At 56.0% G+C, this 13350-nt stretch carries 10 protein-coding genes; 2 read left to right on the forward strand and 8 right to left on the reverse strand.

The window, feature by feature from the left end:
- Positions 1-40: 40 nt before the first annotated feature.
- A complete protein-coding gene (locus DW823_RS06425) occupies positions 41-1669 on the reverse strand; it encodes an amidohydrolase (RefSeq protein WP_118081182.1) in 1629 nt (542 codons plus the stop codon).
- Between the two features lie 307 nt (positions 1670-1976).
- Complete coding sequence (locus DW823_RS06430) at positions 1977-2969, reverse strand: LuxR C-terminal-related transcriptional regulator (protein WP_158567284.1); 993 nt, start codon at positions 2967-2969, stop codon at positions 1977-1979.
- A gap of 89 nt (positions 2970-3058) precedes the next feature.
- Between DW823_RS06430 and DW823_RS06435 the strand changes: the two genes are divergently transcribed.
- Entirely contained in the window at positions 3059-3250 is a 192-nt protein-coding gene (locus DW823_RS06435; protein WP_118081186.1) for a hypothetical protein, read from the forward strand.
- Positions 3251-3285: 35 nt separating this feature from the next.
- Here the strand turns inward: DW823_RS06435 and DW823_RS06440 are convergent, their stop codons facing one another.
- From DW823_RS06440 to ptcA, 5 genes are all read right to left on the reverse strand, one after another.
- Complete coding sequence (locus DW823_RS06440; RefSeq protein ID WP_118081188.1) at positions 3286-4695, reverse strand: APC family permease; 1410 nt, start codon at positions 4693-4695, stop codon at positions 3286-3288.
- Positions 4685-4867 carry a hypothetical protein gene (locus tag DW823_RS09720; protein WP_055252462.1) on the reverse strand — a complete coding sequence of 61 codons (183 nt, stop codon included), beginning with the start codon at positions 4865-4867 and terminating at the stop codon, positions 4685-4687. The genes DW823_RS06440 and DW823_RS09720 overlap by 11 nt, the downstream gene beginning before the upstream one ends.
- Positions 4868-5235: 368 nt before the next feature.
- Positions 5236-6441 carry an agmatine deiminase family protein gene (locus DW823_RS06445; RefSeq protein ID WP_117583530.1) on the reverse strand — a complete coding sequence of 402 codons (1206 nt, stop codon included), beginning with the start codon at positions 6439-6441 and terminating at the stop codon, positions 5236-5238.
- Positions 6442-6801: 360 nt separating this feature from the next.
- The gene (locus DW823_RS06450; RefSeq protein ID WP_118081190.1) at positions 6802-8241 is read right to left on the reverse strand and encodes an APC family permease; all 1440 of its coding nucleotides are present in this window, start codon (positions 8239-8241) and stop codon (positions 6802-6804) included.
- A 130-nt stretch (positions 8242-8371) separates the two neighbouring features.
- Complete coding sequence (ptcA, locus tag DW823_RS06455) at positions 8372-9445, reverse strand: putrescine carbamoyltransferase (RefSeq protein ID WP_118081192.1); 1074 nt, start codon at positions 9443-9445, stop codon at positions 8372-8374.
- A gap of 330 nt (positions 9446-9775) precedes the next feature.
- On the opposite strand from ptcA, the gene DW823_RS06460 reads away from it, so the two are divergent.
- On the forward strand, positions 9776-10741 hold the full coding sequence (locus DW823_RS06460) for a response regulator transcription factor (RefSeq protein ID WP_118081194.1): 966 nt from the start codon (positions 9776-9778) through the stop codon (positions 10739-10741).
- Positions 10742-11417: 676 nt separating this feature from the next.
- Here DW823_RS06460 and DW823_RS06470 read toward each other — a convergent pair.
- Positions 11418-13331: an ATP-binding cassette domain-containing protein gene (locus DW823_RS06470; protein WP_147350667.1), complete on the reverse strand. Its 1914-nt coding sequence runs from the start codon at positions 13329-13331 to the stop codon at positions 11418-11420.
- Positions 13332-13350: the final 19 nt, after the last annotated feature.

Here is a 13350-nt window from a genome sequence, read left to right on the forward strand (position 1 = left end):
GCTGACAACTGGCGCCAAGCCGCCCAACCAAACGATGGCGCTAGGCCTCAAAGACCACCTTGCCGGCGATCATCGTAAGGGCCGCGGTAGCCTCGAGCACCTCTGCCGGCTCGCAGGTAAAGAGATTGCGGTCGAGTACGCAAATGTCGGCTTGCTTGCCGCAGGCGAGTGTGCCGATGCGGTCCTCAGCATGCATAGCGTAGGCGCTGCCGTAGGTGTATGCGCGCAGGGCCTCGGCCATAGTGATTCGCTCCTCGGGGAACCAACCCTCAGGATTAGATCCATCCTCGAGCATGCGGTAGACCGCTCCATAGACTTCCTCCATAGGCTCAAGCCCCACGACCGGGAAGTCGGAGCCCAGATGCACGCAGGCACCGCTCGCGAGCAGGCTATGAATTGGCCACGAGAGCGCCGCGCGCTCGGGACCAACGGCGTCGTCCTTTGCCAAGTCTGCCATATCAAGCAGCATATGCCACGGCTGCATGGCCGGACAGACGCCGAGCTCCGCATAGCGCGGCAAATCCTCAGGTTGAACAGTCTCGTTGTGCTCCATGGAGTGACGACGGCCCATAAGACCGTAACGCTTCTCGCCCTCCTCGAAGCAGTCCAGGATAAAGCGTACGGAACGATCGCCTATGGCATGGATGCGCGTGTCGACACCCCACTCAAGCGCTTTAAGGATGGCTTTGCGCACACGCTCAGGTTCCTCAGCCGGCTCGCCACAGGTCTCGGAAGCATTAGCATAGGGCTCGAGCATCCAAGCAGTATGATCGGAACACACACCGTCAATGAACTGCTTAAAGCCATGCCACTCGACTTGCGTGCCCGGGAAGTCGTATTTCGCCCGAATCTCCTCGAGCGTCATGGCCTCGTTCTCAAAAAGGTCTGTGTACATGAACACGCGCAACGGAAGTTCGCCCTTGCGGTTAAGCTCCGCGAGGAATTTATAGGGGTTATCCATGCTCACAAAAGTGGGGTTTACCATGCCGACTGTCGTAATACCGAGAGCGTTGGCACGATGCGCGGTCTTGGCAAAGGAAGCACTAGCCACCTCGGGGGCAGGATTGTATACCTCATCCAAGAAAAGGGATCCCGCGTTGTTCGAGAAGACCCCAGTGGGGTTGCCAGCTTCATCCCTAAGAATCTTGCCGCCTGATGGGTCTGGCGTTTCAGCAGTAATGCCGACTTTCTCGATAGCGCAGGTATTGGCACTAAACGTATGCATGTCGACCTGCTGCAAAAATACCGGACGGTCCGAGATGTATTTGTCAATCATCGCGGCCGTGGGCATCTCGGGCACATCCCACTGGAACTGAATGATTTGGCAGCCCACAATCCACTCGTTGCTCGGGTGGCTTTCGGCAAATGCCTGAACACGCTCCATACACTGCTCGAAGCTTGTGCAATCGATGAGATTGACGGCAAAATCGGGATCAGTCATAAAGGCGCCCTGGGCAAAATGCGTATGCGAGTCGATGATGCCAGGCATGACGAGCCTATCGCCATAGTCGCGCACCTCAGTATCGGGGCCGATAAAAGCGTCGAGGTACTTATCTTCGCCGCACGCAACAATTCTGTCACCTGCGACGGCAACGCCGCCCTTGAACGGTGCCAGCCCGTCACCAGTGAACACAGCATTGCTTTTGATGACTAAATCCGCTTTGTCCATATGAGCCTCCTCAGACGTTACAGGACAATGGATGAACGCCACGATACGGCGCGCCCAATCGGTGAGGGAGCATTTGTTGCTCCCTGCATGACACGTGCCTACGAGCGGTCGGGCGTCTGTCCAGCACCCTACTCCCCGTGTCAACACCCATTGACGCACCTCCTGCACAAGCTGCCAAGATGGAAGCAGGCGAACGGACGGGTTAAGCAGGTTTACACGTCTGACCAGGTATTTTATTGTCTAAGTTTATTGTCGCTTCTTTACGCCGAGTGGTCTGCGATATGCCGTCAGCCGATCCACCCCAGCCTTACGAGCGCCAGAATGTCTCAATCAAGTCGTCGCGCGCCTTGACTTCGCTCTTTACATAGATGCGATGCAGGTGAGCCTTGACGGTACCTGGGCTAATCACAAGTTCATTAGCAATATTTTGGACATCGAGTCCACGCAATACGAGTGTAAGCACTTCCTGTTCGCGCTTTGAAAGCCCATGCTCGTCCGAGAAAATCGCAACACGCGAGACAAGGTCCTCCCGTGCATCACGGCGCTCTGTCGCTACCTCTTCATCGGCACGAGGGTGACGCGAGAACACACGTAAGATATGGCTGAACTGTTTAAATAGCTGAACGGCTGCAGCAACAAACAATAAATTCTCTGAGATATTCCGCTCGCCCAGATACCATAAAAAGGCGCTCACCATCACGTTGTCAACGTCAGGCGTGCAGAATAGGATCATATAGGTATCCTCGATAACCACCATCACGGTAAGCACGCAGGCTATGCGAAAGAACGTCCGAGAGCGCTCAAGATCGAGCCGCTCAGCCCTATTCTCCGTCTTGCGATAGCGGGCGTAAGCATATACCAAGCAGAATGCCATTCCCAAATCGCGCGAAAGCCAAAAAAGATATTGCTGAACCTGGCCCGCAAAGCCAGTACGAGGCACCAGAGCAAGCTGAAGCACGGCGATCGGTACGACATATGCGGCAACGCGCTTAACGGTCACCTCATCGTGTAAGCGAAACGTTACCCAAAGCCATACGCACGCAAGAATCGCCACGCCCAGCGCGCAGCGCAGTAACGGATGTTGAAGCGGCTCATCAAACGTCACCACATAGTCATATTTGAGCCGGTTGTACTCATCAAAGAAGATCACCGACATATCGAAGATATAGAGAAGGAAGCCCGCGGCCGCCACCAAACAATCGCGTCGACGAGTCATGAGCCATATTACGAGTGCAGTTGATGCCGTCACCAATCCAACGCCCATGACAAGAATCGTGTAGATAAAGAATGCGAAGCTCATACTACCCTCATTCCGCGCACAACCAGCTTGATTCCGCATTACAGTTATGGTAAGACATCGAACGAATACCAAGATCGAAAGGAGATGCCATGGCGCCGATTGCACCGCTCAAGATTATTGTCGCGCCCGCCGCCAAGGCCATCGCCAGGATCGGTTCGACCATGACCTACGATGACGTTCCTTGCATCGTTGATGAGCGCAACGACAGTTGCCCTTACCTGGGCCACGTCCCCTACTTTGCGCCTAAGCTCGCTTCTGATCCCGAGCACCGCGAACAGTAATCCAAGATGCAGCAAGCGCCGCGCAGCTCGCGGCGCTACTGTTTTGGTGCAAAGAAACCTGTCCCCCTTGCACCAACGCCGGGATTATCGACACTGCGGCCGCGGCGCGATATGAGGCGCGAAACCTCGCCCAGCAACACGCCGACCACCACACCCATGAGAATGGGCAGCTTTGCCATTTCGGCGGGCGAGCTGTTGAGCGGCGCAATCGTAGCGACAATCGAAAGCACGAGCTCTACCACGGGAATCGCGAGCGCCACCGCGAGTACTTTGCCCTCGAAGGGCGCACGGAACACACGCGGGCGACCGTCGTATTTGCGCAGACGCCAAAACGCCGGGAACATCGGGATATAGCTCATGAGCAAGAAGACGACGTTCATCGAGAAGAAAACCCAAAAGACGTCGGAGCCCTCGCCCAGCGGAATCTGAAGCAGTAGTACCAGGCTGGCAAAACATCCGTTAATGATTGCCGAGCCATTGGGCATGCCGGTCTTCTTGGACACCAGCGCAAAGGGACGCGGCATATTGCCATGACGCGCGGCATAGCTCGCCACGTTGTTAACGCCAAAGCTCCAGCAAATCATGTTGGCGAACAGCGTCACCAAAAAGGCCACGCCCACGACCATCGTCAGCGGATGGCTGCGCCCCAACATGGCGGCGACCGCGTCCACAATGCCCGAATCGAGCGAAAGCTGCTCGGTGGGAACCGCGGCTCCAATGCCGATGCCGCAGATAATGTAGATTGCCGCAATGGCAACGCCACCAGCGATAACCGCCTTGGGGATATCGCGCGATGGGTTTTTCATCGTGCTGGCAAAGGTCGCGACCACTTCGAAGCCCATAAAGTTGAACAGGATGATCGATAGGTACGTCAACGAATTGGTGTCGCCCAAATCTGGAATGAAGGTCTTAAACGACATATCGTTGGCAAAGCCGTTATTGCAGGCAAACCAAATGCCGACGATTCCCACCACAGCGGTAATGAGCACCTTGATGACGGCGCCGCCGTCCATAACCCAATCGGCCTCCGCCACCGGCTGCATTGCCATGACCGTGACGCCCCACACAAAGGCAATCTCGATGGCAATTCGGATCCCGAGTGAAAACTCGATACCCCACACCGCATTAATGACACTGGGGAACATGCAGGCGATACTTGCCACCCACAGCGGAAAGTTAACCCAGTAGCACCAAGAGCAACGGGCGCCCCAACGGTCGCCCAGGCCCAAGCGAACCCAATCGTACAGGCCGCCCTCGGAGTCGAACGCCGTACCCAGCTCGGCCACCACCAGGCCATAGGGGAGCAAAAACGTAATGATAAGGAAGATCCACCAGAAGAACTGCACGTTGCCCATGGCAGATGCCGGAGCCGCCGCCTCGATGGTAAACACGACGCAAATAACCGAAAGGATAACCTCGATCAGGGAGAACTTTTTACCTGCCATGGCGCGCTCCCCCTACAGCAAAAAGGATGGCATCTGTACCGAAGGCGCAGCCCAAGGTAGGGTTGCAGGCCGCGTCACCGGTACAGGTGCCATCCCAAAGAGAGGAGAGGATGCAGTTGTTGGACCAACGCTCGCGGAACAGACGCGTGTAGATGACGATACGCTGGTACATAGATACTCCGATCAAAACGGCCGCGTTCACGACCGGAAACTTTCGGCAATTGAAAACGCGTCTGACCTGGGAAATTCAAGCGAACAATTGGCCTAACCCGCAAAAAATCCCAGGCCAAACGCGTATTCAATCAAAGAAAAAAGGCACTCCGATGTGGAGGCAACGGAGTGCCCAAAGAAAACCCAACCGACCAAGACATCAAGCAAATCAGCCATCAATGCCCCAAGATGGCCCGATTCACCGACCGTCCGATTGATCGGCTGGGTTTTCGAGGTGCCCCAGGTCGCCGCGAAAGAGGAGCGAAGCGTACTTTGGTACGCGAGCGACGGTTTGAGCGGCGAGATGGGGTGCCTCGGAAAGTCAGACGATTAAGCGGACGGCTCCTGCTGCGTAATGCAGTGGATGTTTCCGCCGCCGAAGACGACCTGCTCGGACTGAACGCCGACGCACTTGTAGACGCCCTCGCCCCAGACCTCGTCATAGATCTTCTGGAGCGTGTCAACGGCCAGCTGGTCGTTCTCGTCGCCGTACTGCGGGACGATAACGCCGTGGTTGGTGACAAGGTAGTTCATGTAGGAGGCGATCAGCGGCTCGTCGGGGACGCGCGGCTCGGCGTTCTCGTCGGCGTCGATGGTGTCGCAGGAAGCCTGGTCCATGAACAGCGGGTTCACGGGCATGCAGAGCTTGTAGACCTTCAGCTTGCGGCCCTTGGCGTCAACGGCGTTGGAGAGGGTCTCGTAGGCAGCGTGGCACTGCTCGTAGAACGGGTACTCGGGGTCGTCGGTCCAGATGCAGGCCATGACGCCCGGGGCAATGAACGTGGCGACGTCGTCGATGTGGCCGTTGGTCTCCTCGGGGTCGATACCCTCCTTGACCCAGATGACCTTCTCGACACCCAGGTAATCCTTGAGGTGCTCGTTCATGTACTCGCGAAGCTCCTCGCTCCAGGGCTCGAACTTCTTGTGGTACTTGGGCCAGATGGACTCGGGATCCTCTTCCTCCTCGAGCACCGCAGAGCAGGTGCGGCCGGGGGACAGGAGGCACTGGTCGGTAACGACAAGGGTGCCCTCGCCGTCGACGGTGATGGAGCCGCCCTCGAGGATCATGTCGTCGGGACGATAGCGACGGCAGCCGGAGAGCTCAGCCATCTTAAGGGCGATCTGCTCGTCCTTGTCCCACGGGAAATAGAGGCCGTCGACGAGGCCGCCGTAGGCGTTGAAGTGCCAGTGGTTGGCGCGCTTCTCGCCCTTGCCGTTGATGACGTAGGTGGCGGCGGTGTCGCGGAACCAGGCGTCGTCGGTGGTCATCTCGATGACGGTGACGTTCTCGTCGTTCTCGAAGACGGCCTTGCAGTTGGCATAGTCGACCTGGTTGGCGCACATATAGACCGGGGTGAACTCGGAGATGGCGCGGGCGATGGCGGCATACTGCTTCTGAGCAGGCTTGGCGCCGTGGGCCCAGGTGTCGGTGCGGTGGGGCCAGCCCATCCACACGCGATCCTGCGGGGCGAACTCGGCGGGCATGAAGAAGCCGTCGGCCTTGGGGGTGGACTCGGACTCGGTGATCGTACGCATAAGATTTCCTCCAAATCGAACGATCGTTTGCCGCGGGCGGGTTACCCGCAGCCTAAAACCAAGAGATAGTGGGCGCCCGTCCCCCGGCAAAGGTCGGGGCGCCCGATGTCGGTTTTCACGGAGCCGCACCGACGAGCGGCGACGTAGCCAAGTGCGCGGAGACAAACGCACGAAGGATACGGGAGAGAGATTGGGGCGGGCGGTGGTTTGCGGAGCTATCGCTCACACCCACCCCAGGGAATGGCTAGACAATTTGTCGCTTGGGCACGACCCCCGAAGAGGCTAGCGTGCCTGGAGTCGGAAGCGCGACGAAGCGCACGTTGGTACGCAAGGAGGGTTGGAGCCCCGAATTCGGGCGCTCTAGTTCTCCTCAGCCTCGGCGGCCTCTTCAGCGAGACGCTGAGCAGCCAGCTCGGGGGTAAGACCCTTGTACTCGGTCTCGCGACCCTTGGCGCTGACGACGCGGACGACCTCGCCGATGAGGAGAAGCACGATGAAGATAACGATCATCGGGGCCTTGTCGGCAATTTCGGCGGCGGAGAACGGGACCAGCGTTGCAACGATGGCCAGAATCAGCTCGATGCAAGGGATAGCGAGCATGACCTTCATCATGGCGCCCTTAAACGGGAACGTGAAGATGCGCTCACGGTTCGGGTCGTTCTTGCGAAGGTTGAGGAACGCCGGGAACATCGGGATATAGGTGAGCAGCAGGAAGACGACGGAGGTGCCGAAGAGCATCCAGAACACGCCGTTGGAGATGGCGTCGATGGGAACCAGCTGCAGGCACAGCACCAGGGAGGCAACGATAGCGTTGACCAGGTTGGCGCCGTTGGGCATGTCGTCGTCAGAGATCATCGAAGCAAAGACCTTGGGCATGTTGCCGTGCTCGGCAGCGTAGCGAGCAACGGAGTTAACGCCGAAGGACCAAGCAGCCATGTTGGCGAACAGGGTGATCAGGAAGGCGATGCAGATGACCTTAAAGATCATGGAGTCGCCGACCATGGTCTGGACTGCATAGATCATGCCGTAGTCGGGGTCGATGGAATCGGCCGGCACAGCAGCGCCAATGCCAAAGCCAGCGAACAGGTAGATCACGGCGATGGACAGGCCACCGACGATGATAGCCTTGGGGATATCGCGAGCGGGATCGGCCATGTCGTCAGTCATGGTGCAGATGACCTCGAAGCCCATGAAGTTAAAGATGATGATCGACAGGTAGCCGAGAGCGTTGGTGTTGGTCAGCTCGGGCAGGAACGTGGCAGCGGACATGTCGTTCGCAAAACCGTTCTCCATGGCATAGCAGATGCCCAGAGCGCCGACGATAACGGCGACGGCGACCTTGATGATGGCGCCACCGTTAAGGACCCACTCGGAGTCGGCCGCCTTGGAGCGGCCCATAAGGTAGACGATCCACACAAAGGCAAGATCGATACCCATCTTGGCGATCAGATTGAACTCAACGCCAAAGACCATGCCCAGGATATCGGGGAACATGGTAGCCAGCGAGGCGATCCACAGCGGGTAGTTAACCCAGTAGTAGTATGAAATGCGGGCGCCCCACTTGTCGCCCAGGCCATCGCGCACCCAGTCGTAAATGCCGCCCTCGCCGTCATAGGTGGTGCCGAGCTCGGTGACGACCATGCCGTAGGGAAGCAGGAAGGTCAGGATCAGGAAGATCCACCAGAAGAACTGCTGATTGCCAATGGCAGCAGCAGGAGCGGCGGCCTCGCAAACGAAGACGACGCAGATGATGGTCGAAATGACCGTCAAGAAGGAAAGCTTTTTCTTTCCGTCGCTCATGATGAGCTCCTTCGCTCAGTCTTGGACAGATCCGAGGCCCGGGCAAAAGACGTGCGTTCAAGCCTCGGTGAGCGGGCGACAGGAGACGAGCATCCGCCGCCCGCAAACGTGCGTTTAGCAGCCTTGAGGCTTAGAGCTGCTCGAGGGCCTCGAGAGCGGCGTGGAGCTCGGCCTTGGCGGAGTACTCGACACCCTCGTCGTTGAGCGGGGTGCGCTTGCCCAGAGCGGCAAGGAGAGCACGGATGGAGTGCTTGCGGTTCTCGGCCTCGACCCAGCACAGGGAACGCTCGGGATCGTCCATGACCTCGTCGACGACTTCCTCATTGCGGGTGGCCGGCAGGCAGTGCATGAACTTGGAGTTGGGGCCGGCGAAGTTCATCATATCCATGGTGACCTGATACTTGGGATAGAACACGTCCATGTAGTTCTCGCCCGAGACCTCCTCGTCGTACAGGCCATACCACACGTCGGTGTAGATGAAGTCGGCGCCCTTGATGCACTCGATGTCGTCGGAGATGACGATGGAGCCGCCGGAGACCTTGCAGTTCTCCTCGGCGATGGCCATCATCTGCTTGCCGAACTCGGCGCGCTCCTCAACGGTGCCAACGTGCAGGCCGCCGTCGGGGATCTGGTGGCCCTTAGGTCCAAACTGGACAAACCTCATGCCGACCTTGGAGGCAATGAACATAAGGGAGACGCAGACCTGGGTGGCGTCGCCGATGAAGGCCAGGGTGCAGTCCTCGATCTTCTTGCCCTCGGGGAGGTTCTCGAGCATGGTCATGAGGTCGCCCATCTCCTGCGTGGGGTGGTTGAACTCGGACATGCCGTTGATGACGGGCACAGCGGAGCCCTCGGCGAGGCCGACGACGTCCTTGTGACGGTCAACGCGAGCCATCATGATGTCAAGCAGGGAGCCCATGACGCGAGCGGTGTCGCCCAGGGACTCGTGGCCACCGAGCTGAATGGTGCCAGGGCCGTAGAACTGGGCGTGGCCACCGAGGTCGGTCATGGCGGTCTCGAAGGAAAGGCGGGTGCGGGTGGAAACCTGCTGGAAGATCATGCCAAGGCTCTGGTTGCGGAGCAGGTGCGGATAATAACCGTCAACCTTGATGGCCTTCTTCATTGCCAGGCCAAGATCCTCGATAGCCAGGATCTGCTCTTTGGTGAAGTCGTTGGTGTCGATGAAATCCTTAGGCAGTGCCATGTCGATTTCCTTTCCGCCGGTCTTGCCGACTATTACTATGAGGCGCTCGAACATCACGCCTCGTGTTGACAAGACCATCATTCACCCATGTGCAATTTTTACCTAGTTTATTCGGGATTAAAGACCGTTCACGGAGTTACACCCTTCCTAATCCAATATAAACCCGCAGGTAGCGAGCTTGCAGGGGGTTTACTATCTAGAACCGCGAACGGTATACGGCTATCCTGTATCTCGGCGCCTAATCCGCAATGGAACGAAGGGTTGAGACGTCTATATCCCACAAGATATACAGGGCTCGGCCATAGCTAAAATGAGATGGGACGGTGACAGATGAACACCTTGATGTTCTTCTATACCCTAGCGATACTCGTGATCTGTATTGTGACGGCTGTGCTTTCGCTTGCCGCCTACGCCTCGTCTCGTCGACGCTTCTTTATCTATGGCAGCGGCGTATTTATCTGCTATGCCATCGAGATGACCGAGATCTTCTTTTTTGAATACACGCTGCAAAACCAGAGTTTTCCGGCCAGCGACTATTACTCAATTACCATGCCTGTGTTGCGGACCCTTGTGGCGACCGCTTCACAGGCTTTTATCTGGCTCATTGCCATGGACTTGCTCGACAAACATTCAAAGAAGCAGTTCGTTATCCCCGTCGCAACGTTTTTGCTGAGCGAGCTGCTGATTATCGTCGCTGTCCCCTACGGCCCCATGCATCAATGGCTCTACTACACGATGCGCCAGGTATTCCTGGGTTTTGTGGGGCTCTATATCTTTTGGACCGCACGCAAGAGTACGAAGGTTGAGCTGAAGGCGCGTGTCAACAATCAACGAAAGCACCTAGTCGTTGGCGCCATTTTGGTCGGCTGCATCATTGCCGAGGACTTCTACAACATCTTGGTCGTCCCCATGAGCCTGGCGCCCTCCTGGCTGCAGCTGTACCTATCCGAGCGCAACTTTAGCGAGAACGTCTTTGCGTGCTACTTTGCCATCCTGCTTATCCTGTACGCCTACCACGTGCTTTCGATTCGCATGCAGGAGGCGCCCGAGGAAAAGAACGTCAGCGATCTTGACAGACACATCGAAGAGCAGATGCCCTTCTATCGCAACGCCTACAAGCTCTCCAACCGCGAGACCGAAGTCATGCGTCTGGTTGTACTGGGCAAATCGAACCAAGAGATCGCCGACGAGCTCTTCCTTGCCGTGGGCACCGTCAAAACCCACATCCACAACATCTTGGTCAAAACCGAGCAGCAAAACCGCACGACCTTGATCCTCCACTTTTGGAAACGATAACCTACCAAAAAGGGACAGGTTTATTTTGGCAGGTTTTATCTGGGCGAACGTTAAGACCGCCGCGGGGGAACTGCTTTCCCTCGCGGCGGTTTTCTGGCTCACGCTTTCTTTCGTCTCAATCTGTAACATATGGAGACCAAATCGCCGTCTTACTGTTACAGATCGAGACGAGTTACAGAGCGCGCGTCGAATAATCTCAATCTGTAACAGGTAGAAGCGTTTTTGCCAGTCAGATGTTACAGATTGAGATAAACGAAGGAGCGGTAGCGTTAAACAAGTCCGCCACAAAGTTATTCGGAGAGATCCGATCCTAGAGTTGTCTACCAGGTACGATATGTGCACTGATATTTTGTCTCAAACCCGGGCATCCCGTTGCCGCGTGGGCTTAACGCTGCACCCGTATAGAGAATCGTTTGCCCCGTACGAGAATACGAAGTTTTGAAAGACAGCCTCTTGTATGTCTGGTCGAAACAATCAACATTCTCGCTCGGGTGGTTCGCAGTGGAGAACGACTTGTAAGTGTCCAAGACGTCCGCTGTCACAAGACGACAAGGCGCGACAGAACCTGCATCTGGTTTCGCCGTCGCACAAACGGGAATTGTGACCATCGACAGGGTAAGCATAAAACATGCGAACATTGCCTTCACAAAGTTCTTCGTTACATGGCGTTTCATGGTTATCTTCCTTTCCTAGTTTTACTGTCGTTCGTCTTGAAAAGCTGCGCGTATACATTACCGATCCACTTCGAATCACCTCCCATTTCTCTGGTAACGACACGCGAGTCATCCCCTGTGAGCAATACGGAGGCATCGCAGAGCGATTCGAGGTTTCCGATAAGATGAGAAGAGATAATGACATGTGCTCCTCTACCCGCTTCATCTCTAAGAGCATTCGAAACAATCGCAACGTGTCTCACATCAAGTGCATTCATGGGCTCATCCAAAAGGACGACTTCGCAATAGGACATATACGCCATCGCGACATTAAGTAATTGTCTATTTCCATCAGACAGCCTAGATACGGGCGTATTCTTCAACCCAGTCAAGTCAAAGCGATCAAGCACTTGGTCCAAAGTGCGAGGTGAATGCCAAATTCTCCTGCATCGGTCGAGATGAAAAGCGACGGTCATGTATGGAATCAATAGCGACGGCCTATTCGGAACCAAAAAGAATACCTTTCTCATTTCCTCACAGTCGACGCATACTTTTGCATGAAAACAGAAAGAACCTGACACGCGCACTGATGGCCCAGCATCTCCCCAAAGAGTATTCAGTAGCGTAGTCTTGCCATGTCCATTTGGCGCGACAAGACCCCATATCTGGCCAGCGGGCATATCAAACTGCAATCCCTTTACCAGCTGGTTTTTTCCAACCGTCAACGCATCCAGCGACAGAGAGAGCAGGCTTTTCTCGCTCAAACTATCCGGGCGAATATGGTTCCAGGCCCAGCGATTCTTGCTTTTTAGACACGAAAACGAAATGACCCCCAACGCGCAAACAGCAAACGCGCCCATCACGGCAAAGAGGCAGTGCGATGCACTGGCTTCAGGAACGAGAGATACCTCCGCTCCATTGGCGTAAGATGCGCCGCCGAGCGCAAACGAAGAGGCAGAATAGCTCGACACCATATACGGCAGCAACGCATGCCATGGAGCATCTTTGCTCGCATAAAACGGAAGCTGGCTTATGCCCCCCACAAGAGCGATCACCATGGACGAAATGGCCCTGTTTCTGCTTCCGGCGTACACGCACACGCCCAAGCAAGCAAACATCATCGACAGCACAGCTTCAAAGACGGCAAATAGCCCTAGCTGAACTAACACAGTTCTTTCGACTACGTCACCATACTGAATGAATACGACTGGGTACTCTGTCTGACCTACACCGTTAAACACCGTTGCCAATACAAAACAGGGAGCCAACGCCAGAACCAAAACCAGCATCGATGCAATACCAGAGACGAGAACGCGGCATGCATTCATCTCTAACTTTGACAACAACGCTCGATCGTAGAACCGCTTTCCATCCCCCTCAAGCGACATATAGAGGACGAGGACCGGGACCAAAAGCCACGCTATTGCAGGAACAGCGCCGCAATAATATGCGAGAAGAATCATCCCGGGCATTTTTGTTGTTGAGTCGTACGATTCCGGATGGGCCAGCATCGATATGGCTCGGGGAAGACGTTCTTGGGCTTCAAGCGATAACTCCGAATCAACACCATTCAAATAACCGAGTCGGTATTCCTTGAGCAATAGATTGTCGTAATCGGCAATCGCATCGTAATACTCTCTGGAGTCCGTCTTGCTTTCAAGCGCCCGATCAAGGCACGCCCTTTCGTCGGCAATGATGCTGTTGAGCTCCTGTGGGGCAGTGTCATAAACGCCGTCAGAGACTTGAGAGACCAAAAGGGCTCTCTGGTCTTCGATGGAAGCTCTACCATATAGATAATCTGCTCCCGTTGGAACGGATAGAAATACCGGGATGCAGTATACGAGCGCGAGCAGCGCCGTCAGCAACATAATTCCCCGGTTGCGCGCAAGAACTTCTAAATTAAGCCGTACATATGTGAGGCAATCACAGGTCTTCACAGCAAGCACCTCCGGTTCG

It is taken from the genome of Collinsella sp. AM34-10, assembly GCF_003469185.1.
Lineage (GTDB): Bacteria > Actinomycetota > Coriobacteriia > Coriobacteriales > Coriobacteriaceae > Collinsella.

Bases quoted from the DNA above. Each gene is read 5' to 3' on its own strand.
- DW823_RS06425 (WP_118081182.1), bottom strand. From the start codon at position 1,669: ATGGACAAAGCGGATTTAGTCATCAAAAGCAATGCTGTGTTCACTGGT.
- DW823_RS06430 (WP_158567284.1), bottom strand. From the start codon at position 2,969: ATGAGCTTCGCATTCTTTATCTACACGATTCTTGTCATGGGCGTTGGA.
- DW823_RS06435 (WP_118081186.1), top strand. From the start codon at position 3,059: ATGGCGCCGATTGCACCGCTCAAGATTATTGTCGCGCCCGCCGCCAAG.
- DW823_RS06440 (WP_118081188.1), bottom strand. From the start codon at position 4,695: ATGGCAGGTAAAAAGTTCTCCCTGATCGAGGTTATCCTTTCGGTTATT.
- DW823_RS09720 (WP_055252462.1), bottom strand. From the start codon at position 4,867: ATGTACCAGCGTATCGTCATCTACACGCGTCTGTTCCGCGAGCGTTGG.
- DW823_RS06445 (WP_117583530.1), bottom strand. From the start codon at position 6,441: ATGCGTACGATCACCGAGTCCGAGTCCACCCCCAAGGCCGACGGCTTC.
- DW823_RS06450 (WP_118081190.1), bottom strand. From the start codon at position 8,241: ATGAGCGACGGAAAGAAAAAGCTTTCCTTCTTGACGGTCATTTCGACC.
- ptcA (WP_118081192.1), bottom strand. From the start codon at position 9,445: ATGGCACTGCCTAAGGATTTCATCGACACCAACGACTTCACCAAAGAG.
- DW823_RS06460 (WP_118081194.1), top strand. From the start codon at position 9,776: ATGAACACCTTGATGTTCTTCTATACCCTAGCGATACTCGTGATCTGT.